The organism is Pseudonocardia sp. CA-142604 (assembly GCF_050948475.1).
In the GTDB taxonomy this organism is placed as follows: Bacteria; Actinomycetota; Actinomycetes; order Mycobacteriales; family Pseudonocardiaceae; genus Pseudonocardia; species Pseudonocardia alaniniphila.
Genome location: NZ_CP192045.1, coordinates 108274 through 130158, shown reverse-complemented (window position 1 = coordinate 130158; position 21885 = coordinate 108274). Strand labels below are relative to the sequence as shown.

Sequence of the window (21885 nt, the reverse complement as noted above, 5' to 3'; positions counted from 1 at the left end):
ATGGTGCCGGGCACCACTGGGAGGGGAACGTCCGGGTCAGGACGAAGCAGGAGCCTCCAGGACGAAGACGGACGATTCGCCGGATCCCGGGCGGAGGAAGAGGCGCCCGGCCAGGAACTGTGCGAGCGCCGGCACGGCGTGCAGCCCCGCGTCGACGAGCTTCGGGAGCTTGCCGTACGGCACGTTCCACAGCCCGTCGCTGCCCTCACGCACCACGGTGAAGCCCGCGTCGGCGAGGACCGTGCGCCACTCCCCGTGGGGCTTGAGGTTGACGTGCGTGGGGTCGCGGTAGCCGTTCCAGCCGTCACCGGCCAGGGCGCGGCCCTTGCCGGCAGGGTCAGGCATGACGACCAGCGCCCGCCCGCCCGGCACCAGCACCCGCCGCCAGCACGCAAGCACCGCCGCGACCGTCTCGTCGTCGAGGTGCTCCAGCACGTGAACGGCCGTGAGGCCACGGAAGGCGCCGCCCGGGATCGCGTCGAGCGTGGTGTGCACGTCGCATCCCGGCGCGGTCTCCCGGGCCATGCGGGCCGAGTAGGCCGAGATCTCGAAGCCGGACGCCGGTCCGTGCGCGGCGAGCCTGCGCAGTAGATGGCCGGTGCCGCAGCCGAAGTCGAGGTAGGGGCCCTGGCCGACGTAGCGCCGGACCATCCGGACGTACCAACGCAGCGCAGGCCGGTCGCCCGCCTGGCCGTTGTTGTCGTAGTAGTCCGCGTCGTAGTGGTCGGGCGAGCCGGCGACTGGCTCGAACTCCGTGCTCATCGGGTGCTCCTGAGGTGGTGTGCCGCCTTGTCGATCAGGACCTCGTAGCCGTCGAGCACTGCGGAGACCGAGAACGCGCGGTGTGCCTGTGCCGCTCCTGCCGTCCGGTCGGGCGGGTTGGCCTGGAAGGCCCGCAGCGCGCGGGTGATCGCCGCGGAGTCTCCGGGCGGGACGACGGTACCGAAACCGGTCTGCGCCACCGGCTGCCGGACGCCCGGGATGTCGCTGGAGAGCACGGGGACACCGGCCAGCATCGCGACGGCCTGCACGATGCCGAACGCCTCGAAGGCGTTGACCGACGGCAACGTGAAGACGTCCAGCGACGCGTAGAAGTCACCGATCCGCTGCTCGGGGACGAACCCCATCAGCCGGATCCGGTGGTCGTCGCCGATCGCCTCCCGCACCTGGTCGACGACGCTGCCGCCGGCGACGTGGGTGAAGTCGCCGCCGATCAGCAGGCGGGCGTCGGGATCGGGTAGCGCGCGGAAGCCACGGACCAGGTACTCGAGGCCCTTCTCACGCACGATCCGGCCCAGGAAGCCGACGTGCAGCCCGTCGGTCTCGCGGTAGCTCGGCTCGCCCGTGGGCGGCGGTGAGCACGGTGGCGGGACGACGACCATCGACGGCTCGATCGACGGCCACATGCGGCTGTTCCGGGCGTAGTCCTCGCTGGTGACGGTCACGACGGCCGAGCGGGACATCGCGAGCCGGTTCGACGCGTCGACGACGAGCCGCTGCGCGGTGTTGACCGGACCAGGCGGCAACGTCACGTCGCAGTGGTAGGTCGACACGATCGGGGTGCGCATCCCGGCGGCGATCGCCCCGGCCTCCAGCATGGGCAGCTGGAGCGAGCCCACGGCGGCCCTTCCCATCGCGGCGCGGGCCAGGCGCACGAACTGCGGGCTGATCACTCCGCGGCCGAGCCGGACGAGCACCGGGGCACGCAGCACGCGCACCCCGTTGATCTCCTCCTCGCGCGGCAGCGACGTGTCGTAGCGGCTGGTGACCACGGTGACCCGCTTGCCGCGGGCGGCGAGGCCCTCGGCGATGTCCCGCGCCATGTTCGTGAGGCCCGAGACGTACGGGGCGTAGTAGGTCAGCGCGATGACGAGGTCGTCGCGGCGCATGCCGACGCGGCGACCGGGGCGGTCTCGATGCGGCTCCTCAGGCGACACTCTGCAGCTCCCGTTCCCGTCGGCCGCTCAGCACCAGCGCGGTGGCCACGAGCCACCCCACGAGGGATCCGAGCAGGAAGGCCAGTTCGGCACGCAACAGCAGGTCCGGCACCAGCGCGAGCACCACCCCGGCGACGAGCAGGCCGGACAGCCAGCTCCACGCCACCAGCTTGTGTCGCACGGACGCGACGAGCACCTGCGTGACGAGCACCAGCCCGATGTAGGTCGCGACCCCTACGGCGAGCAGGGCGATGTGCGATCCGGGCAGGACGTACGAGGCACCGAAGATCAGCTGGACGAGCCACGGCCCGAGCAGGTACCCCAGCCCGAAAGCGGCTGCAGCCAGCACGAGCAACCCCAGCGAGAGCCTGCGGACCAGGCGGTGGAGCGCGACGCGGTCGCCCGAGTGCAGGATCGAGGTGAACATCGGCAGCAACGCGGTCTGCAGCGGCACCACCAGGAACAACGGAATGCGGGCGAGCGTGAACGCCGCCAGGAACTGGCCGGCGCGCGTGACGTCCACCTGGTTCTGCGCGAGCACCGGCACGAGCACCGGCGGCCCGTTGAGCAGCAGCTGCGCGCAGAGCGATCCCATCAGCAACGGCGCGACCGCGCCCCAGATCGTCCGGGGAGTGAGCCAGCCGGCGGCGGGGTCGGGTTCGGTGGCGGCACGGGTACGGCGGCGCAGCAGGGAGAGGAGCTGCGGGGCGTGCGCCAGCCCGATGGCCACCACCAGCGTCCACGCGAAGGCGGGGCTGCCCGGGGTGGCCACCAGCGACGCGACGAGCGCGGCCAGGCCGACCCTCAGTGCGGAGTCGAGGAGCATGATCGCCGCGTGCCGGCCCATCCGGTCCATCCCGATGAGCGCGCCGCGCACCACGAACTGACCGGCCGACACGAGGCACAGCACGCCCATCGCCACGACGGTGACGGCCTGGCCGCCGAACGCCCTCGACAGCACCGGCCAGCCGAGCGCGACCACCGCGAGCATGGCGACCGCCATGGTCGCCGCCGTGAGCAGAACGGCGCGGAGCACACCGAGCGGCCTGCCGGGCGTCTGCAGCAGGCGGGCGGTCTCCTGCTCGATGGACAGGAACATGCCGAACCCGGCCACCTGCGCGAGCGACCAGAAAGCGCCGAAATAGGCGTACTCGGCGGCCGTGAGACTGCGCGCGACGATCGCGAGATAGACATTGAGGAGCAGACCGGACGCCACGATCCCGAGGACGACGAGCCCGACAGACCGAAAACGGGTGCCGGGTGCGCTGGCCAGGACCGGAACCTTCCGCTCGAAGTCGTCAGGAGGCCTGATTATGCAACTTCCATCGGCGTGTTGCGGGTTCAGGCTCGGGGCCCCGGTCACCGTCGGGTCGCCGGTTGGGCCGGTCAGGGGTGGCTGCGCCGATGAGGCGGGCCGCTCACGTCCGCCTCGCCCGACCCGGTGACCGGAGGGGGCACCATCCGGGCGACGACGCGTCAACCGGGCACGCACCGCGTCCGGCAGGAGATCAACCACGCCGGAACTGTAGAGGCGTCAATCATCCAACCGGGCGGGGCCCGGTCCGGCCGCACAGATCGTCAGAACAGCGGCCATGGCCGTTCACCACCCGTTCGGGCGCCGTCCAACGCCCTGATTGCACCACCTTCGTGTGCATCTTGTTGCCAGAACGTGGCTTCCCCGCAATCGGCCCCGTTCGTGTTCATGCGGGAGCTCCTGACAGCATGCGGCTGTGACTGACGTGTCCGGTGCCGTCCGGGAGGACGACACGGCGCCGGCCGGAGAGGCGGTCGACCACGCCGGCCCCTCCGGTCCCCCGCAGCCCGCCCCCCGCAGGGGGCGGGGCACCGCCCTTCTGGCCGGCCTCGCCGCACTTGTCGCCGTCGTGTGCGCGGCACTGCTGCCGTTCGCTCCCGTCTCCGTCTCCGAACCCACGGTGAGCTGGCCGGTCGATCCGACGCACCCCGAGTCGACGCTGCTGTCGCTGACGGCGTACCGGCCGCTGACCCTCGACGTGCGGTTCAGCTGCGACGCCGTGCGCGCCGCGGAGGCAGACGGCGGGGTCGTGCTGTCGACCGCGGCGCCGGAGTCACCGGTGGCCGGCACCACCGGGATGATCGTGACGGTTCGCGAGGGCCGCGTGCGGGTGGGCGCGTTCGACCGGCTCCTGCTGGACGACCCACTACCAGCCGGCCCGTGCGAGTACCGGATCGCAGGCGACAGCCGGGGGCTCCCCCCGTTCGTCCGGGACGACCCCGACCCCGCCGACCCGGACGCCCCGGACCTCTCCTCCTTCGCCCACCGCGACAACGCCGAGCTCACCATCAGCCGCGACGGCACCGAGCTCGTACGCACCCCCGCGGAGGAGCTGCCCGACGTCGACGTGCTCGCCACCGACGCGACAGTGCTGCCCTCCGGCGGGCTCACCGTCTCGATGCGGGCGGACGACGAGTTCACCAGCAGTCCCACCGCCGTCAAGAGCGCGCTGATCTGGACACTGATCGCGGCCCTGCTCATCACCGCCGTGCTGTTGCTGCGCCTGGACCGGATGACTCCGCGGGTGCCGCGCGTGTGGCGGCTGGGATGGCCGCGGATCGTCGACTTCCTGGTGCCCGCGGTGATCGTCTTCTGGATGTTCGTGGCCCCGGCCACCGACGACGACGGCTACTACGCGGCGATGGCCCGCAACTCGGTGCTGTCCGGCGACGTCGGCAACTACTTCCAGCTCTACGACCAGAACTTCACTCCGTTCACCTGGTTCTACCAGTCGCTGGGCTGGTGGCAGCAGTTCGCCGGCAACGCACCGGTGATGCAGCGCATCCCGGCTGCGGTGTTCGGGATCCTCACGTGGTTCGCGCTGCGGCGGTTCGTCGCCGCCGCGATGAACGACTGGGCACCGCACCGGCGCGGGGTGCGGATGATCGCCCACGCGGTGCTCGCGGTGACGTTCCTGTCATGGTGGGTGCCGCAGGACATGGGCGTGCGCCCCGAGACGGTCGTGGCGCTGTGCGGCGCGGCCACGATGCTCGCCGTGCTCGCCGCGAGCCGCAGGCGCCGGCTCTGGTTCGCCTGGCTCGCCTTTGCGCTGGCCGGGCTCGGCTTCGCGACCCACCCCACGGGGTTCACACTTCTCGCCCCGCTGATCGCGGGGCTGCCGCTGCTCTGGCCGGTCGTCCGCGTGGCGGGCGACCGCATCGGCACGGCCCTGCGTGTCCTGGCCGTCGCCGCCGGCGGCATGGTCGCCCCGTTGCTGGCCTTCGCCGACGGCGGTCTGCGGGACTTCATCCGCGGGCAGACGATCTTCCTCTCGCTGCAGGGGCAGGAGAACTGGACCACCGAGATCCAGCGCTACACCTTCCTGTTCTCGCAGATCGCGATGGGCAACTACGCCAAGCGTGCCGCCGTACTGGTGTGCATCGTCGCGCTCGTCTGGTTCGCGGTGCTCGCCGTCGCGGCCCGGGCCCGCCGGGTCACCGTGCCGACGCCGCTGTGGCTGTCCGCCTCCACCACCGCGCTCGCGTTCGCCGCGCTGTGGCTCACCCCGTCGAAGTGGACCCACCACTTCGGTGCGCTCGCCGGCGTCGGTGCGGCGTTCCTGGCGCTGTTCCTGGTGATGTCGGTGCCGCTCACGCGGCGGGTGCTGCAGGGTTCGAGGCTGTCGATCGGCGTGCTGGTGGCGGCGGCCGCCACGTTCGTCGTCACGATCACGCTGGCCTGGCACGGCCCGAACCAGTGGGCGTACGCCTGGCTCGAGGGTGCCCACCGGCCGGAGCTGCCGCCCGCGGTGAAGAACATCTCGCTGGACCGTCCGCTGCTCTGGGCACTGGTCATGGTCGTCGCGGCGCTGATCGGCGGGCTGGCCGCGCGCCTGCTCGGCAGAGGCGACGTCCGGCTCGGGGTGCTGCGCGCGGTTCCCGCAGTCGTGCTGATCTCCCTGTTCGGCACCACCGTCTACACCGTCGGCACGTTCGGCGAGGCCGCCGTGATGGGCGTCCCCCGGGAGTCGATCTGGGCGCAGGGCTTCGCCGACCCCGCAGGCAAGCACTGCGGGGCGGCAGGCGCCGTGCGTGTGCTCGACCCCTCGACGGCGTCGACGCTGCCGGTCGCGGCCGGGCTGCCTGCACCCCCACCCCCCAACGGCTTCGAGCCCGGTGGCGGCTTCTACGTCGGCGACCCGCCGCAGGGGCCCGCCGGCGCGGAGATCTGGGGCAGTCTCCTCTTCCGCAACGGCCACGGCGCCGAGCGCAACTTCGGCGACATGACCACCTCCTGGTACTCGCTCCCCTCCGGACTGGAGGGCGGTGCTGCCACCACCGTGCTGGCGGCAGGCAGGCTCGAGGAGGGCAACAGCCTCACCGCGGTGTACGGCCGCAGCGCCGGATCAGAGGTCACCCGGGTCGGCGAGCAGGAGCTCACCGACACCGCGACCGAGTCGTCGTGGCGCACGTTCGTCCTGCAGCCGCCGCCGGAAGCCGATGTGGTGCGGCTCGAGGCGGTCGACGCGACCGGGATGGTCAACGGCTTCGTGGCCTTCAGCGCCCCGGCCGTCCAGCAGCCGACCGTGCTCTCGGACTACCTGCCGGCCGACGCTCCGGTGGCACTGGCGTGGCCGCTCGCGTTCGCGTATCCCTGCCAGCGCCAGCCGGCCATGGTCGACGGCATCACAGAGGCGCCCGAGTACGCCGTGCTGTGGGGCGACGGGGGCGCGCTCTCGGGCTTCGCGGACGGCACCTGGGTGCCCTCCCGCGGCGGCGCGTTCGCGCAGGTGCCACGCACCCAGGGCGTGCAGCAGCTGGCCGTGGTGGGCGGGGCCGACCCGCACATCCAGGTGTACGCGTTCAGCACCCCGCTCGCCCGCGCCGCGTACACCGTGACGAAGACGACCCGCACCGTGTCCGGGGCGTCCACGGCCACCGGGACCGGCCCTGCCCCGCAAGAGTGAGCCGGCATCCCCCGGCCTGGAACGGTAACCGGCTCCCCATAGGCTGCCCACGTGCTCACGCCCGCACGGTCGGTGACACCGCCCGAGCCGGACAGTTCTCGGAAACCGCAACCCGGCGGTCGTGGCAGTCATGACGTGACCCCACCCCTGCGCACATCGCGCGGGCCGCGCCGCGCCGTGTTCGTCCTGGGATTGATCGCCGTGCTGGCCGCTGTGGCGTTCCCGTTCGCGCCGGTGCACCAACCGGACGTCCGCTACAGCTGGACGGCATCGGACGGGCCTGCCGCGATCCCGCTCATGCCGTACCAGCCGGTCGATCTCACCGCCACGGTGAGCTGCGCAGTGGCACGCGTCGGCGGTGGCCCCGGCGGCCCCCCGGTGAGCCGGGAGCTGCTCTCCACGGTGCCTCTGCGACCCGACTCCACGGCGGAGCCGCTCTACGGCCTGCGACTCACCGCCTCCGGCGACGAGGTGCGGGTCATGAGCGCGGGCGTGGATCTCGGTGCCGTGCCCCTCCCGCGGGGCGCGTGCACCCTCACCGTCCACTCCGACCCGGAACGCACAGAAGTACTGGTCGACGGCACTCCGGCACTCACCCGCACCGGCGACGTGCGACCCGACGTGGCCGGTGCGTTCAGCGACGTGCAGACCGGCGTCACCTTGTCGCTGCGCACCGACACCCGCTTCCAGACCACCATCTCCGCGATCAAGGCCGCGCTGGCCGTGGTGTGCGTACTCGCGCTGCTCGGCATGCTCGTGGCGCTGCGCCGCGCCGACCGCGCGGTCACCCCGCCGGTGCGGTTGCTCCCACCGCGCTGGTGGCGGCCGCGCCCGGTCGACGCCGTGGTCGTCGCAGTGCTCGGGATCTGGTGGCTCGTGGGCGCGATCACCGTGGACGACGGCTATATCGCGGGCATCGTCCGCAGCATCGGAAGCAACGGGTTCATCGGCAACGTCTACCGCTGGCTGAACGCGCCGGAGGCCCCGTTCAGCTGGTTCTACGACGTCTATTACGCCTGGTCGCTCATCTCGCCCTCCACGTTGTGGATGCGGCTGCCGTCGGTCCTGCTCGGGCTGCTGTGCTGGTGGCTCCTCTCCCGGCTCGTGCTCCCCCGCCTGGGCCGCTTCGCCGCAGGCCGAGCCGCGCCGTGGCTCGCCGCGCTGGCGCTCGCCACCTGGTGGGTGCCGCTCAACCTCGGGCTGCGCCCGGAGCCGTGGGTCGCCGTCGGCACGCTCGCAGTGTTCCTGGCCGTCGAACGGGCGGTGGCCTGCCGCAGGATCACGCCGCTCGTCGTCGGCCTCCTCCTCGCCGGCGTCACCACCGCGGTGACGCCCGCCGGACTGATGGCGTTCACGCCGTTCCTCGCCGGCGCGCTGCCCGTGCTGCGGCTGTTGCGCGCCCGCCGCGACCTGCACGTCCTGCCGGTGCTCACCGCGATCGTGGCCGCTCCGGCCGCCGCGGTGCTGCTGATGGTGACCGACCAGAGCCTCGCCGGGATGCTCGAGGCCACGAGGGTCCGCACGCTGATCGGCGGCGGGATGCCGTGGTACCAGGAGTACGAGCGCTACTCCGCGCTGCTGGCGCCGGGCTCGTTCGAGGGCTCGATCGGGCGGCGCGCCGCGGTGCTCCTCACCCTGCTCGCAGCGGCGGGCGTGCTGTGGGCGCTGCGCGGATCGCGCACCGGCATCGCCACCGGCCCGGCGCGTCGGCTCGTGCTCGGCTTTCTGCTCTCCCTGGCCACGCTGACCGTCAGCCCGACGAAGTGGACCCAGCACTTCGGCGACCTCGCCGGCTACGGGGCGGCAGTGCTGGTGCTCGGGATGGTGGCGTGGTCGGCAGCAGCAGCGCGGCGAGCGAGCGTGGAGCGCCCATCCGCTGCGCAGGCGTGGGTACCGCGAGGACTGCTGGTGCAGCGCCCGGTCACCCTGCGCGAGCAGCCACACCGGATGCTCACCGCGCTCGGTGCGGTGACGGTGGTCGGGGCGTTGGTGCTGGCCGGCTACAACATCTGGCCGTACGCGAGCAACTGGTTCACGCCGAGCTTCTCCACCACGCCCCCGCAGCTGGCGAACATCCCGGTGGCCACGATCGCCCTCATTGCAGGCGGCGTGGGTGTGGGTGTGCTGATCGTGCGGTCGGCGTGGCTACGCGCCGGCGGGGCCACCGGTGTCGCCGTGCCGCGCTGGGTGCCCGGTCCCACGCCGCTGGTCGCCTTCCTCCTCGTGGTCGTGCTGGCGCTGCAGGTGCTGAGCTTCGTCCGGGTGGCCGTGGCACACCGCGACAGCTACACGCTCGCCTCCGACAGCCTCGCCACGCTGCGCGGCGAACCCTGCGGGCTGCAGCGCCTGCTGTCCGTCGAGACCGACCCCGTGGACGGGCTGCTGCCGATCGCCACCGGCTCACCGACCGGCCGCACCCTGCCCGTCGACGTCGGGGGGAGCACGATGCCCGGCATCGCGGTTGCCGGCCGCATGACCACGGCCTGGTTCCGCCTCGATCCACAACAGCGTTCCGGCGCCCTCCCCGTCGTCGTCACGACCTCGGGTGAGACCCAGCCGGGCGACGTACTCACCGTCGAGTTCGGGGTGGGCGACCGGGTGATCGAGGGCCGGCCCGTCACCGCCGACAGCCTCGGCCCGACCGACGACCGCCAGATGGCGCCGCCCGAGGCCGATACGGTGCGGCTCGCTGTGAACGCACCCAACGCGGGCCCGCGCTCTCCTGCCGTCGCGTCCCTCCCGCGGGTGCCCCGGCTCACCCCGATGACCGACGTCCTGCCGCCGGGTACCAGCGCGATCCTCGACTGGCCGATCGCGTTCCTCTTCCCCTGTCTCACCCCCGAACCGTTGCCACTCGGCACCGCCGGGCTCGCGCAGTGGCGCGTCGGGACACCCGCGTCCGATCCGTCCGCGGGAATCACCTATTCGGCTGGTTTCGGCGGTCCATTCGCAGCACCCCGGCTCCTCGTCACCGAGCAGCGGATGCCCACCTACCTGCAGGGCGATCCCACCCGCGACGCCGCGCAGCTCTACCGGTGGAATGTCGAGGAACCGCTGGCCAGGCCCGTACCGGTCATCACCGACCGCACGGTGGCGGGGTGGGAGCGCAACGGTCACGCGCGGGTGCCCGGACTCGATCCTGTGGGCTGACCCCCGTCGGGTCCGGCCCTCCGCTTGCTCCACAATGAGCCCACCAGCAACGCCCCCGACCGAGGACGAGGACGGCCGACTCCATGCTTCGGATACCGGAAATCACGGACACGGCGGTGCCACTGCACCCCGACGCCGAGCACGCGGAACCGGAGTCGACGGCCGACGGTCTACGGTCACGCCTCGTCGCCCAGCGCGGACTGTTCTTCGGTCCCTCGGCCCGGGTCCCGGAGGACCTGTACTCGGTCGTCGACAAGGGCGCCGCCCGTCGCGAGCGCACCCGCGTCACGCTAGAACCGAACACCCGTGTCAGCACCAACACCTACTTCGGCCGGCTCCACGCCACCTACTGGCAGCGGTGGACGGACGTCCGCGAGATCGAGGTCCAGGCGGTCGTCAGCGGCACGGGCCGGGTGCGCCTGATGGCCTCCGACACCAACAAGGTGTGGCGCATCGTCGAGGCCCAGGAGGTCCAGGACGCCGACGAGCGCACGATCCAGCTGACGGGGCCCGTCGACCGGTTCATCGACGGCGGCGGCATGTGGCTGGAGCTCACCACCGAGACCGGTCAGCTGACGGTGTCGGACGTCCGGTGGACCGTTCCCGACGCCCGCCCCGGTCTGCGCACCGACGTCGTGATCTGCACGTACAACCGGGTGGAGGACTGCCTCAACACGCTGGCGGCCATGGCCTCCGACCCGCAGGCCCTGAGCTGCGTGGGCGCCGTGCAGGTCGTCGACCAGGGCAGCGACCCACTGGAGTCCCGGCCCCGGTTCGCGGAGATCGCCGAGGCGCTCGGCGAGCGGCTGCGCTACGTGCGCCAGCCCAACCTCGGCGGTGCAGGCGGGTTCACCCGCGGGCTGTTCGACGCCACGAAGGGTGACCCGGAGGATCACGCGGACGTCCTGCTCATGGACGACGACGTGCTGCTCGACCCCGAGATCATCGTCCGGCTCACCGCGTTCGCGGCCAACACCCGCCACCCCACGATCGTGGGCGGGCAGATGCTCAACCTGCTGCACCCCGCCCACCTGCACATCTCCGCCGAGTACGCCGATCCGGAGCTGCTGCAGGTCGGCATGCCCGTCCCGGGCGCGCTCCGCGAGGCGTACCTGCTCGGGATCGACGAGCGGCAGCTGCCGATCAACCAGGAACGCCGCGTCGACACCGAGTACAACGGCTGGTGGTCGTGCCTGATCCCGGCCGAGATCGTGCGGACGATCGGCTACCCGCTGCCGCTGTTCTTCCAGTGGGACGACATCGAGTACGGCTATCGTGCCCGCTCCCACGGCTTCCCGACCGTCGCCCTGCCCGGCGCCGGCGTGTGGCACGCCGACTTCGGGTGGAAGGACTGGGACGAGTGGCACCGGTACTTCAACATGCGCAACGGCCTCATCACCGCGGCGCTGCACACCGACTTCTCGATCCGGCGCATTACCAGGCGCCTCGGGCAGCTGCTCTCGCAGTACGTGATCAGCATGCAGTACGGGCTGTCGGCCACACTGCTGCAGGCCGTGGAGGACTTCCTCGACGGCCCCGAGATCCTGCGCGACGGCTCGGCTGCCGCGGCCGCCGAGATCCGGCGGATCCGGGCCCAGTACGAGGAGACCGCCATGCGCCCGGTCTCGGAGGTACCTGACGACTTCCGCGAGCTGCAAGTCATTCGCGCCGCCAACCCGCCCGGCAGCGAGCGCCTCACGTGGATCAAGCGGGCCGCGTACCTGCTCACCGACCGGTCGGTGCACCGCACCGGGTTCGTCCCGGCGGGCGACGCGCACTGGTGGCACGTCTCCACGTTCGAGCGCGCCGTGGTCACGGACATGTCCGAGCAGGGCATCCGGGTACGCACTCGCGACAAGGAGCTGGCCCTGCAGCTCACGAAGCGTGCTGCGCGCACCTTCCGCCGCTTCGTGAAGGAGGGCCCCACGGCCGCGCGGCGCTACCGCGCGGAGATGGGCAACCTCACCAGCAGGGCGAACTGGGCGCGGCTCTACGGCCTCGACGACTGAGCACCTGACCAGCGTGGTCCGGACAGCCGGTGGCTGTCCGGACCACGCCGGCGTTCAGCGGTCGAAGACCTCGCGCTTCCAGGCATCGCGGCTGGTGAGCTCCGGCAACGCGGCCCGGTAGCGCCGGCGCAGCTCCGGCCACGCCTTGGCGATCTCTCGGTGCTGTGCCACCGCGTGCTTGATCATCGAACGGAACAGCTCCGGGTTGCGGCGCCGGAACGTCACCCCGCGTCCGTCGGGCGTGGAGACGGTGGCCGAGTCGAGCTGGGACAGCACGAACCACTGCGCCTGCCGGGACGGGATGTTGCGCTGGGGCACCATCTGGTGCTCCGGGTTCGGAGCCCGCAGGTTGTGCAGGACGCTCCGCGCGAGGCCCTTGGCGATCGGGATCTTGCGTGTGGGCGGTGGCGGGAACACCTGCGCCGCGAGCGCGTCGAGCTCCGAGAGCGGCACCTGGGTGGCCGAGTCCAGTGGCCTGCCGTCGTCGTACCTGGCGCGCTCGGCACGCACCTCGCCCAGCACCGTCGACAGCGTCGGGAACAACGCCTCCGGACCGGCCAGGAAGTCACGCAGGGCCATCGCCTGCAGTGCGACCGCCGAGTACTCCATCAGCAACAGGTGGCGCAGCGTGCGCTTGAGCGTGTCGCGCAGCAGCGCCTTGGGGCTGTCGGGCCCGTGCAGCGCGGCGGCGACCAAGCGGTTGCGGTAGTGGAAGTAGGCCTGCCAGTCGCTCGTGTCGTCCTTCTCGAGGAACGACATGTGCCAGATCGCGATACCCGGCACCGTGGCCGTGCGATAGCCGCGGCCGCGGGCCCGCAGGCCGTACTCGGCGTCGTCCCACTTGATGAACAGCGGGAGCGGCATCCCGAGGTCCTCGGCCACCACGCGCGGGATCAGGCACATCCACCAGGCGTTGTAGTCGACGTCCGTGCGCCGATGCAGCCAGGGCGTCTGGCGCAACGGGTACTCGGCCAGGTCGTGGTGCGGCTCGGTGCCGGGCGCGTTGCGCCAGAGGAAGGCGTTGCGGTCGACGACCTCACCCATGGTGGACAGCTGCGAGCGGGCCTGCAGCGACAGCATCTGCCCGCCGACGAGCATCGGCTCGCGGGAGAAGCGGGAGAACGCTATGGCCCGCAGCACCGAGTCGGGTTCGAGCAGGATGTCGTCGTCCATGAAGAGGATCTGCTCGCAGTCGGTGTCGAGCGCCTCGTACATCGCGCGCGCGTAACCGCCGGACCCACCGAGGTTGGGCTGGTCGATGATCCGCAGCTTCTCGCCGAGCACCGCCGCGGCAGCCTCGAAGCCGGGCTCGTCGCGCACCTTCTGCGTACCCTGGTCGGCCAGGATCACCGCGGTGACGGCCTCGAGCACCAGGGGGTCCTCACCGATGGCGGTGAGGGTGGCGACGCAGTCGGCGGGCCGGTTGAACGTCGGCATGCCGATCGTGACCGCGGCCCGGCCGGCGGCCTTCTCCGCCGCGTACCACCCGCCCGAGTGCAGCGTGAGGTCGTCGGTGTCGGTGGTGAGGTCGAACCAGTACCACCCACCGTCCTCGAACGGGCGCAGATCCAGGTCGAGGTCCAGCTCCTGGCGCCTCGGCCCGGTGATGACGACGCCGCGCACGAAGATCTGCGAGCCGTCGGCCTTCGTCCGGTAGACGTCGACCCTGCCGCTGCCCTCGACCTCGAGGCGCAGGTGCACCTCGGTGAGCCGGCTCCAGCGCCGCCAGTAACCGGCGGCGAAGGCGTTGAAGTAGGCCCCGAACGACACCTCGCTCTGCTCCGGCACCGTCAACGAGGTGCGCGAGACGACCCGTAGCCGCCGCGCGCTCACCGCCGATCCGGTGAGGTCCACCTTCCGGGTGGGCGCCGCTCCGATCGGCCCGGGCTGGGTGGTCAGGCGGATCCCGGTGCGTTCGTCCATGTATAGCGAGCGGACGCTCATCGGGTCGCCGGAGCGCGGCATGATCACCCGCTGCAGCAGGCTGCCTGCGGCCGCCTCCCCGCTGGGCGTGGCGATCTCCTCGGCGGTCACGATCGTCTGGGTCATCGGTTCGGGCCCTGCATGCTCGTCGTCAGTCCTCAGTGCTCTCGGTGCCGGCAAGCGCCCGGCCGTCGGTGAAGTAAGGAGCGATGCGGTTGTCGAACATGGTGAGCGCCGACCCGATCGCCATGTGCATGTCGAGGTACTTGTACGTACCGAGCCGCCCACCGAACAGCACGTTCGCGTTGGCGGTCTCCTTGCGTGCGAGGTCGCGGTAGCGCTGCAGCTTGAGCCGGTTGTCCGGCGTGTTGATCGGGTAGTACGGCTCGTCACCGGACTCGGCGGACCGGGAGTACTCCCGCACGATCACCGTCTTGTCCGTGGGGTAGTCCCGCTCCGGGTGGAAATGGCGGAACTCGTGGATCCGCGTGAACGGAACGTCCTCGTCGTTGTAGTTCATGACCGAGGTGCCCTGGAAATCGCCGGTGTCGTGGAGGACCTCCTGCTCGAAGTCCAACGTGCGCCAGCCGAGCTCGCCCTCGGAGTAGTCGAAGTAACGGTCCAACGCTCCTGTGTAGACGACAGGGGTGCCGGCCGGGATCTGATCACGAACATCGAAGAAGTCGACGTCGAGCCGCACCTCGATGTTCGGGTGGTCGGCCATCTTCTCCAGCCATGCCGTGTATCCGTCGACCGGCAGGCCCTCGTACGTGTCGTTGAAGTACCGGTTGTTGAACGTGTAGCGCACCGGTAGCCGAGTAATGATCGAGGGATCGAGCTGCGTGGGATCCGTCTGCCATTGCTTCGCCGTGTAGCCCTTGACGAACGCCTCGTAGAGCGGCCGCCCGACCAGCGAGATCGCCTTCTCCTCGAGGTTCGTCACGTTCTTCGGGTCGATCTCACCGGCCTGCTCCGCGATGAGCGCGCGGGCCTCGTCCGGCGTGTGCGACTTGCCGAAGAACTGGTTGATCAGCGCCAGGTTCATCGGGAACGCGTAAACCTGATCACTCACACGTGCGAACACGCGGTGCTGGTAGCCGGTGAAGTCGGTGAAGCGGTTGACGTAATCCCAGACGCGCTCGTTCGACGTGTGGAACAGATGTGCTCCGTAGCGGTGGATCTCAATGCCCGTCTCCGGCTCGGGCTCGGAGTAGGCGTTTCCACCGATGTGCGAACGCCGCTCGAGCATCAGGACGCGCTTGTCCAGCTCAGAGGCGACCCGCTCGGCCACGGTCAGGCCGAAAAAGCCCGATCCGACGATGACGAGGTCGTATCCCGCGTAACTCACGACTGCCGAGGGTAGCGGCGACCACACATGCGACGGGCGCCACCCTGCCCGCTGTGTGTCCGCCGCAGACACGCTGCTCCCGGCCTCGCGCCCATGCGTACCCATACCTGCCCGCTCCCTGACGGCCGGGCCGACTCGCCGTAACCGCGTATGACCTCGGTCACTCACGACGAGTGCTGGGAAGGCACCTCAGGCGTACACCGCGAGGACGAGGGTGCCCACCCAGAGCAGCGCCAGCACCTGCAGAACACGGTCGGCGAGCGCGATCTCCTCCGGCTCGCCGCCGTTGCCCGAGTCGACGTCCACCGAGTAGCGCAGCACGGCGATCACGAACGGCACGATCGAGATCACCGACCAGACCGTGTTGTGCTGCTCCTCGCGGATCTCGAAGGCCCACAGGGAGTACGTCGTGATCAGCACGGTGGCCGACAACGCCCAGACGAACCGCAAGTACGACGAGGAGTAGCTCTCCAGCGACTTGCGGATCTTCGCGCCTGTGCGCTCCGCCAGCATCATCTCCGCGTAGCGCTTGCCGGCCACCATGAACAACGACCCGAACCCGGCAACCAGCAGGAACCACTGCGAGAGCGCGATACCGGTGGCCGCACCACCCGCGATCGCCCTGAGCAAGAAGCCCGACGCGACGATGCAGATGTCGAGCACCGGCTGGTGCTTGAGCCAGTAGCAGTACGCCAGCTGCACGGCGATGTAGACGGCGAGCACGATCACCAGCTGCACGCTGGCCAGGAAGCTCAACGCCAGCGCGCCCAGCAGCAGCACGACGGCCACCGACTGCGCGAGCCGGGGAGCCACGATCCCCGCGGCGATCGGCCGGTTGCGCTTGGTCGGGTGCGCCCGGTCGGCGGCCACATCGTTGGCATCGTTGACGAGGTAGATGCCCGATGCGGCGATCGAGAAGGCCACGAACGCGATTGCGAGGTGGATCGCGATGCCCGTGGTGAACAGGTCGCCACCGACGAAGGGCGCCGCAAGCACCAGGACGTTCTTCACCCACTGGCGCGGCCGCATCGTCTTGAGCACACCGCGGGTGACGCTCACCGGCGTGCGCGGCGGTACGGCCTGCTGCTCGGTCGGCGCGTCGGTGCTCGTCATCGGTTTCCCTTCCGGGGACGCTGTGCGGTGGAGCGGTTCGCCAGACGCCGGACGCCGACCGCCACCGCGGCGCCTAGCACGGACCCCGCCACGACGTCGGTGGGGTAATGCACGCCGAGCACCATCCGGGACAGTGCCATCGGTGGCACCAGCGCTGCCACGAGCGGCTTGCGTAGCAGCGCCCCGAACACCACGGCCGCCGCTGTGGTGGACGTGGCGTGCGCCGACGGGAAGCTCAGCCTGCTGGGCGTGCCGACGAGCACCCTCACCCGAGGGTGCTGCGGGCGAGGCCTGCGCACCACCCGCTTCACTCCGACGGACGCGCCGTGCGCGAGCGCGACGGCGGCGGTGGCCGTCACCCAGTCGCGGCGCCTGCGGCGGTCGAGCACCGCGCCCACGGCGCCGAACAGGAGCCATCCAGCGGCGTGCTCGCCGAACAGCGACATGCCGCGCGCGACCCGCACGACCGGCGGGCTGGCGATGTTGTCCTGCACGGCCTCCAGCAGGCGCACCTCGAATGCGGCGGGTGGGACGTCGTCGGTACCCCCGGGGATGACGGCCGGGGGGCGCGTCGGGCCGGGGCGGTCGAGGAGCTCGGCCACGGGCGGGGGGCCTCCAGTGCGGCGTGGCGGGGCGTGGCCCGCGCCGGGTCAGTGCGTGTGACGGCGGCGCGGGGGTGGGCCGCCGATGCACAGGTGTGATGCGCTATCAGAGGCTGATGCTACGCCCGGTCACCTGGCGTAGCCGGGTGCGGTGTCCTCGGAGTGTCCTCGCTGCCGTCTCCCGCGCTCAGAACCAGCGCTCCAGCACGAGCGCCAGGCCGTCGTCGCGGTTGCTCGCGGTGACCTCGTCCGCAATCTCCAGCAGTGCTGGGTGCGCGTTCCCCATGGCCACGCCGTGCCCGGCCCAGCGCAGCATATCCAGGTCGTTCGGCATGTCACCGAACGCGATGACGTTCGCCGCATCGACTGCGTCACGCTGCGCCACCTCTGCCAGCCCGGTGGCCTTGGTGACGTTCGGTGACGAAATCTCGACGAGCCCTCGCGGATGCGAGTAGGTGAGGTCGGCCGCATCGCCCACCACCGGGGCGAGCGCGGCGACCATGGCGTCGCTGGAGAGGCCCGGGCAGCGGACGAGCATCTTCACCGCAGGCCGCGAGACCACTTCCGACCGCGTGACCACCGCGGCGTCGGACTCCGGCCAGGCGTGGCGGTACTCGGGCTCGGCGACGAACGCCGAGGGCTCGTCGAATCCGGTGGCCCCGACCCGCTCGACCGCCAGCCCGCAACCCGGCAGGGCCACCGTGACCACCTCCGCGAGGTGCGCGAGCGCATCCGGGCCGAGGGCGCGTGACCAGACCACGCGGTCCTCGGCGGCGTCGTAGAGCACGCCTCCGTTGGAGCACACCGCGAGACACGCCACCCCGAGCTCCGCCACGACCGGCGGGATCCAGCGCGGCGGCCGCCCGGTGACCAGTACGAAGCCGACTCCGTCCGCCACCAGCCGCTTGATCACGGCGACGGCGCGCGGCGAGACCCGATCGTCGGGATCCAGCAGCGTGCCGTCGACGTCGGTTGCGACCAGTCGGGGAGCCTGCACAACGTCCAGGGTACGGACACGGCGCCCACCGATCCCACAATCAGCCACGGGAGCGCGGAAGGCGCAGACGGGGTGGAGGAGGTCAGACCGGCCCCAGGTCCGCCGCGGTCACGACCGCACCGGCATCAGCAGCGACACCGACCGCGGCGAGCGGACCACCAGCGGGCTGATCGGGCCGTCCAGCGAGAGCAGGAGCTGCCCCTCGCCGCCCGCGTCGAGCGCCTCCAGCAGGAACTCGCGGTTCACGGCGACGCCCTCCCCGTCGGCGCCGACCGCGATCCCGTCGGGGCCGACGCTGAGCACTGCGACCTCGTACTCCACGCCGTCCGCATCGCGGCGCAGTGTGCGTGTCGGAGCGGCGGCGAGGGCAGCACGCAGGGAGGCGTCGACCGGCACCGACCGGTCGTTCTCGGGGACGAGGCGGCGGTAGTCGGGGAACGCGTCGGGGATCAGGTGGCCGGTCAGCTCCTCGGCACCGGCCCGCACACCGATCGTCGCGCCGTCCACGGTGATCACGACGGTCCCGGTCTCCGGGAACCGGTCGGAGAACGGAGCTGGGACGACGGCACCGACGGCAGGCCCGTCGAGCGCGATGAGGGGCACGGAGGCGATGGCCAGCCGGTAGCGGTCGGTCGCCACGAGGGTCACGGCGTCGGCGGCGACGTCCAGCAGCACACCGCCCAGCACGGGAAGCTCGGGATCCGAGCCGACGGCGAACCGGACGGCGCGCAGCGCAGCCGCCAGCTCGGGGCCTGCGACGGTGACGGTGGTCGGGGACATGGGTCGCTCCTCCTGCTCGATCAGTGATCGGACCGAGGAGAGCGCGCGGCGGGCGTCGACGAGCCCCTGCTCCAGCTGGTGCAGGTGCGCGGCGAGCAGTTCGTCGACACCGGCGGGATCGTGCCGGCGGGCCAGCAGCTCGCGGATCCCGGCGATCGGCATCCCCACCCGGCGCAGCACCGCGACCAGCCGGGCGACGAGCACCTGCTCGGGTGCGTAGGAGCGGTAGCCGGTCCGCGGATCGACGTGGGCCGGCACGAGCACCCCGGCGCCGTCGTAGAACCGCAGGGCACTGACGCTGAGGCCGCTCTCCCGGGCCATCCGCCCGATCCCGCGCAAGCTCTCCACGATCAGTGACCCTCGTGTCTCGACATGGTCGAGAGTCAACCGCGGATTCTCTCTGCCGCCACGGTGGCGGGGGAGCTCAAGAGCTCGTGGTGTCGAGAAGCCCTCTCATCGGATCGGTCCGAGGTCGTCCGTCGTCTCTCCGGCGAGCCGCGCGAGATCGGCGCGCAGCCCCGGATCGGCCTGGGCACGGCGCAGTCTGGCCACCAGGTCGTCACGCCTGATCCAGGATCGCCGGGCGCGCTCGAGCGGCACCAGCTCGGCCACCGCTCTGCCGTCGACCGTGATCGTCGGCCGCTCTCCCGCCTCGACCCGGCGCAGCAGACCTGCGGTGTCGCTCCGCAGCTCGCCAGAGGCCACCACGTCGCCAGGCATGCGTCGAGTGTCGCACTCGCGTAGTCGCATGTAGCCGGACGTCAGGGGGTACGCCGGGGTCGTGAGCGACGCCCGTGCCACCGTCCGTGCGCTGCTCGATCGCGCGGGCACCACCTACGCCGAGGAGGCCGGGATCCGGCTGCACGACACCCCGGCGCCGCTCTACCGGCTCCTGGTCCTCTCGGTGCTGCTCTCCACCCGGATCCGGGCGGACATCGCCATCAAGGCTGCCCGCGAGCTCGCCGGCGCCGGGATGGGAACGCCGGAGAGGATGCTCGCCGCGTCCTGGAAGCAACGGGTGGACGCACTCGGGAGCGCGGGCTACAAGCGCTACGACGAGAGCACCGCCACGGCCCTCGGGAAAGGTGCGGAGCTGGTGCAGTCGGAGTACCGGGGCGACCTGCGGCGGCTGCGCGACGCAGCGGAGGGCGATCCGGCGCGCGTCCGCACGGCCCTCACGGCGTTCCCCCGGCTCGGGCCGGTCGGCGCCGACATCTTCTGCCGGGAGGCACAGGACGTCTGGCCGTCGCTGCGGCCCGCCCTCGACGGGAAGGTGCTCGACGGGGCACGCACGCTCGGCCTGCCCACCGACCCGGATGAGCTCTCCCGGCTCGCACCGGGCGCGGCGCTCGCGCCGCTCGCCGCGGCGCTCGTGCGGGTGGCGCTCCATCGGGAGCTCGCCGAGGAGATCACCCGGGCGACCTGAGAACCGCCGAGGGGACTCGCGGGGTCAGAGGATCGCTACCGCCACCACCAGGCCCAGCGCGAGGTGCGCGGCACCCACCACGTACGCCTGGGGGCTCATGCGGTCGGCCGCCAGCACCGCGCCGATGTCGATGCCCGTGATCCACTCCAGCAGCCGCACCCCGCCGACCTGGGCGATGATGCCCACCAGCCCGAAGATCAGCGATGCGAGCAGCCCCTCGACCAGCAGGCCGGAGGACGTGTAGATCGCGACCACCACGATGAACGCCATGCTCACCATGCCTGCGGCGGTGACGATCACCGCGTTCGGCTTGCCGTCACGCACGAGGCGGTTGAGCTTGCCCGGCGTGGTGATGTCCACGCCCCAGAAACCGACGAGCATGAGCAGCACGCCGATCACCGCATATAGCAAGATCGCGCCGATCCCCCGTCCGACCACCGAGAAGAACCCCGGATCGATCTGGGCCAGCGTCACGAGAACCTCCAGGGAGCGTCAGGATTCGGGGATGCGGTGCGGGACGAACGCGGCCCCGTCGTCGGTCACCAGACCGACGGTCTCTCGGATGCCGAGCCCGGCCGCGGAATCGCCGACGATCCAGGCACCCAGCGCGGGCCGGAAACCGTCGAACTCGGGGAGCGGGTCGAAGAGCTGGTAGACGTAGCCTTCCTCGCCGTACACGCCGCCTGTCTGGTGTTCCATGCCCGGCGCGACGATCGAGATGTTGGCGCCCTCACGGCCGAGGCGGGGCTTGCGGACGTACTCGGTGAGAAGGCCCGGCTGGTCGAGGTATGCCGGCAACAGGTTGGGGTGCCCGGGGTACATCTCCCACAGCACGGCGAGCAGTGCCTTGTTCGAGAGCAGCGTCTTCCACAGGGGCTCGACCCAGAGCGTCTCGGGGAGGCTGCGCAGCACGTGCTTGCCGAACTGGTCGGAGAGCACCCACTCCCAGGGGTAGAGCTTGAACACCGCCCCCATCGGCGATTCCTCGAGGTCGACGAAGCGGTCGAGCGCGACGTCCCAGCCGATGTCCTCGATCGCGAGTCCGACCGTGTCCAGACCCGCCTCGGCGGCCGTCTCCTGCAGGTAGCCGACCGTGACGTGGTCCTCGCCCGTCGAGTCGCCACTCGACCAGGTGAAGTACACGTCGTCGGCGGGCAGGCGGCTCTTGATCATGCCCCAGCGCTCCACGAGCTTCTCGTGCAGCGAGTTCCACTGGTCGTCGCCCTCGTGGGTGTCCTTCAGCCAGTTCCACTGCAGGATCGACGCCTCGAGGAGCGTGGTGGGGGTGTCGGCGTTGTACTCCAGCAGCTTCGCCGGGCCGCCGCCGTCGTAGCGGAGATCGAACCGGCCGTAGACGTGCGGGTCGCTGCGCTTCCACGACGCCGCGACGCCCTCCCACGCCCACTCGGGCAGCGCGAAGTCGCGGAACCGCTCCGTGGTGACGACGTGGTCGACCGCCTCGAGGCACATCGAGTGCATGACCTCGACGTCGGCCTCGAGGGAGAGGATCTCGTCCATCGAGAAGACGTAGTGCACCGACTCGTCCCAGTACGCCCGGGGCGCGCCGCCCTCGCCGCGGCCGGGCGTGCCGTACACCATCCCCTGGTCGCGGACCGTGGTCTCCCAGTCCGGCCGCGGCTTCCCCCTGCGCCGTTCCATG

16 protein-coding genes are annotated in these 21885 nt (G+C 71.3%); 4 read left to right on the top strand and 12 right to left on the bottom strand.

Annotated features, from left to right (window positions below):
- Positions 1 to 36 precede the first annotated feature (36 nt).
- From ACQPZQ_RS00625 to ACQPZQ_RS00615, 3 genes are read right to left on the bottom strand one after another with little or no spacing between them, the layout of a single operon-like run.
- Positions 37 to 762, bottom strand: coding sequence for a class I SAM-dependent methyltransferase (locus tag ACQPZQ_RS00625; RefSeq protein WP_433290908.1), 726 nt, complete (start codon positions 760 to 762; stop codon positions 37 to 39).
- The gene (locus ACQPZQ_RS00620; RefSeq protein WP_433290906.1) at positions 759 to 1937 is read right to left on the bottom strand and encodes a glycosyltransferase family 4 protein; all 1179 of its coding nucleotides are present in this window, start codon (positions 1935 to 1937) and stop codon (positions 759 to 761) included. The genes ACQPZQ_RS00625 and ACQPZQ_RS00620 overlap by 4 nt, the downstream gene beginning before the upstream one ends.
- Positions 1927 to 3153 (bottom strand): lipopolysaccharide biosynthesis protein, encoded by a 1227-nt coding sequence (locus tag ACQPZQ_RS00615; protein WP_241042432.1) that lies wholly within the window; start codon positions 3151 to 3153, stop codon positions 1927 to 1929. The genes ACQPZQ_RS00620 and ACQPZQ_RS00615 overlap by 11 nt, the downstream gene beginning before the upstream one ends.
- 514 nt (positions 3154 to 3667) lie before the next feature.
- Between ACQPZQ_RS00615 and ACQPZQ_RS00610 the strand changes: the two genes are divergently transcribed.
- The 3 genes from ACQPZQ_RS00610 to ACQPZQ_RS00600 all read left to right on the top strand — a co-directional run bounded on the left by ACQPZQ_RS00610 (position 3668) and on the right by ACQPZQ_RS00600 (position 12036).
- Positions 3668 to 6877, top strand: coding sequence for an arabinosyltransferase domain-containing protein (locus ACQPZQ_RS00610; RefSeq protein WP_433290903.1), 3210 nt, complete (start codon positions 3668 to 3670; stop codon positions 6875 to 6877).
- Between the two features lie 135 nt (positions 6878 to 7012).
- A complete protein-coding gene (locus ACQPZQ_RS00605; protein ID WP_433290901.1) occupies positions 7013 to 10027 on the top strand; it encodes an arabinosyltransferase domain-containing protein in 3015 nt (1004 codons plus the stop codon).
- Positions 10028 to 10143: 116 nt separating this feature from the next.
- A complete protein-coding gene (locus tag ACQPZQ_RS00600; protein ID WP_433290899.1) occupies positions 10144 to 12036 on the top strand; it encodes a glycosyltransferase in 1893 nt (630 codons plus the stop codon).
- Between the two features lie 54 nt (positions 12037 to 12090).
- On the opposite strand, the gene ACQPZQ_RS00595 is transcribed toward ACQPZQ_RS00600, so the two are convergent.
- From ACQPZQ_RS00595 to ACQPZQ_RS00565, 7 genes are all read right to left on the bottom strand, one after another.
- Positions 12091 to 14085 carry a glycosyltransferase gene (locus ACQPZQ_RS00595; protein WP_433290897.1) on the bottom strand — a complete coding sequence of 665 codons (1995 nt, stop codon included), beginning with the start codon at positions 14083 to 14085 and terminating at the stop codon, positions 12091 to 12093.
- Positions 14086 to 14110: 25 nt separating this feature from the next.
- Positions 14111 to 15307 (bottom strand): UDP-galactopyranose mutase, encoded by a 1197-nt coding sequence (gene glf, locus ACQPZQ_RS00590; RefSeq protein ID WP_433290895.1) that lies wholly within the window; start codon positions 15305 to 15307, stop codon positions 14111 to 14113.
- A 189-nt stretch (positions 15308 to 15496) separates the two neighbouring features.
- Complete coding sequence (locus ACQPZQ_RS00585; protein ID WP_433290893.1) at positions 15497 to 16420, bottom strand: decaprenyl-phosphate phosphoribosyltransferase; 924 nt, start codon at positions 16418 to 16420, stop codon at positions 15497 to 15499.
- Positions 16417 to 17022 carry a phosphatase PAP2 family protein gene (locus ACQPZQ_RS00580; protein ID WP_433290891.1) on the bottom strand — a complete coding sequence of 202 codons (606 nt, stop codon included), beginning with the start codon at positions 17020 to 17022 and terminating at the stop codon, positions 16417 to 16419. Before ACQPZQ_RS00580 ends, ACQPZQ_RS00585 begins: the two co-directional genes overlap by 4 nt.
- Before the next feature lie 187 nt (positions 17023 to 17209).
- Positions 17210 to 18019, bottom strand: a complete 810-nt coding sequence (locus ACQPZQ_RS00575) for an HAD family hydrolase (RefSeq protein ID WP_433290889.1) — start codon at positions 18017 to 18019, stop codon at positions 17210 to 17212.
- Positions 18020 to 18127: 108 nt separating this feature from the next.
- The gene (locus tag ACQPZQ_RS00570; RefSeq protein ID WP_433290887.1) at positions 18128 to 19186 is read right to left on the bottom strand and encodes a MerR family transcriptional regulator; all 1059 of its coding nucleotides are present in this window, start codon (positions 19184 to 19186) and stop codon (positions 18128 to 18130) included.
- Between the two features lie 66 nt (positions 19187 to 19252).
- Positions 19253 to 19519: a type II toxin-antitoxin system Phd/YefM family antitoxin gene (locus tag ACQPZQ_RS00565; protein WP_433290885.1), complete on the bottom strand. Its 267-nt coding sequence runs from the start codon at positions 19517 to 19519 to the stop codon at positions 19253 to 19255.
- Positions 19520 to 19580: 61 nt separating this feature from the next.
- Between ACQPZQ_RS00565 and ACQPZQ_RS00560 the strand changes: the two genes are divergently transcribed.
- Entirely contained in the window at positions 19581 to 20225 is a 645-nt protein-coding gene (locus ACQPZQ_RS00560) for an endonuclease (RefSeq protein WP_433290883.1), read from the top strand.
- Between the two features lie 24 nt (positions 20226 to 20249).
- On the opposite strand, the gene ACQPZQ_RS00555 is transcribed toward ACQPZQ_RS00560, so the two are convergent.
- Together ACQPZQ_RS00555 and ACQPZQ_RS00550 are read right to left on the bottom strand one after the other, a co-directional pair.
- Positions 20250 to 20699: a DUF350 domain-containing protein gene (locus ACQPZQ_RS00555; RefSeq protein WP_433290881.1), complete on the bottom strand. Its 450-nt coding sequence runs from the start codon at positions 20697 to 20699 to the stop codon at positions 20250 to 20252.
- An 18-nt stretch (positions 20700 to 20717) separates the two neighbouring features.
- The gene (locus ACQPZQ_RS00550; protein WP_433290879.1) at positions 20718 to 21884 is read right to left on the bottom strand and encodes a glutathionylspermidine synthase family protein; all 1167 of its coding nucleotides are present in this window, start codon (positions 21882 to 21884) and stop codon (positions 20718 to 20720) included.
- Position 21885 lies beyond the last annotated feature (1 nt).

Excerpts from the sequence above, each read along its gene's own strand:
- ACQPZQ_RS00625 (WP_433290908.1), bottom strand. The coding sequence starts at position 762 with ATGAGCACGGAGTTCGAGCCAGTCGCCGGCTCGCCCGACCACTACGAC.
- ACQPZQ_RS00595 (WP_433290897.1), bottom strand. The coding sequence starts at position 14,085 with ATGACCCAGACGATCGTGACCGCCGAGGAGATCGCCACGCCCAGCGGG.
- ACQPZQ_RS00585 (WP_433290893.1), bottom strand. The coding sequence starts at position 16,420 with ATGACGAGCACCGACGCGCCGACCGAGCAGCAGGCCGTACCGCCGCGC.
- ACQPZQ_RS00565 (WP_433290885.1), bottom strand. The coding sequence starts at position 19,519 with ATGCCTGGCGACGTGGTGGCCTCTGGCGAGCTGCGGAGCGACACCGCA.
- ACQPZQ_RS00550 (WP_433290879.1), bottom strand. The coding sequence starts at position 21,884 with ATGGAACGGCGCAGGGGGAAGCCGCGGCCGGACTGGGAGACCACGGTC.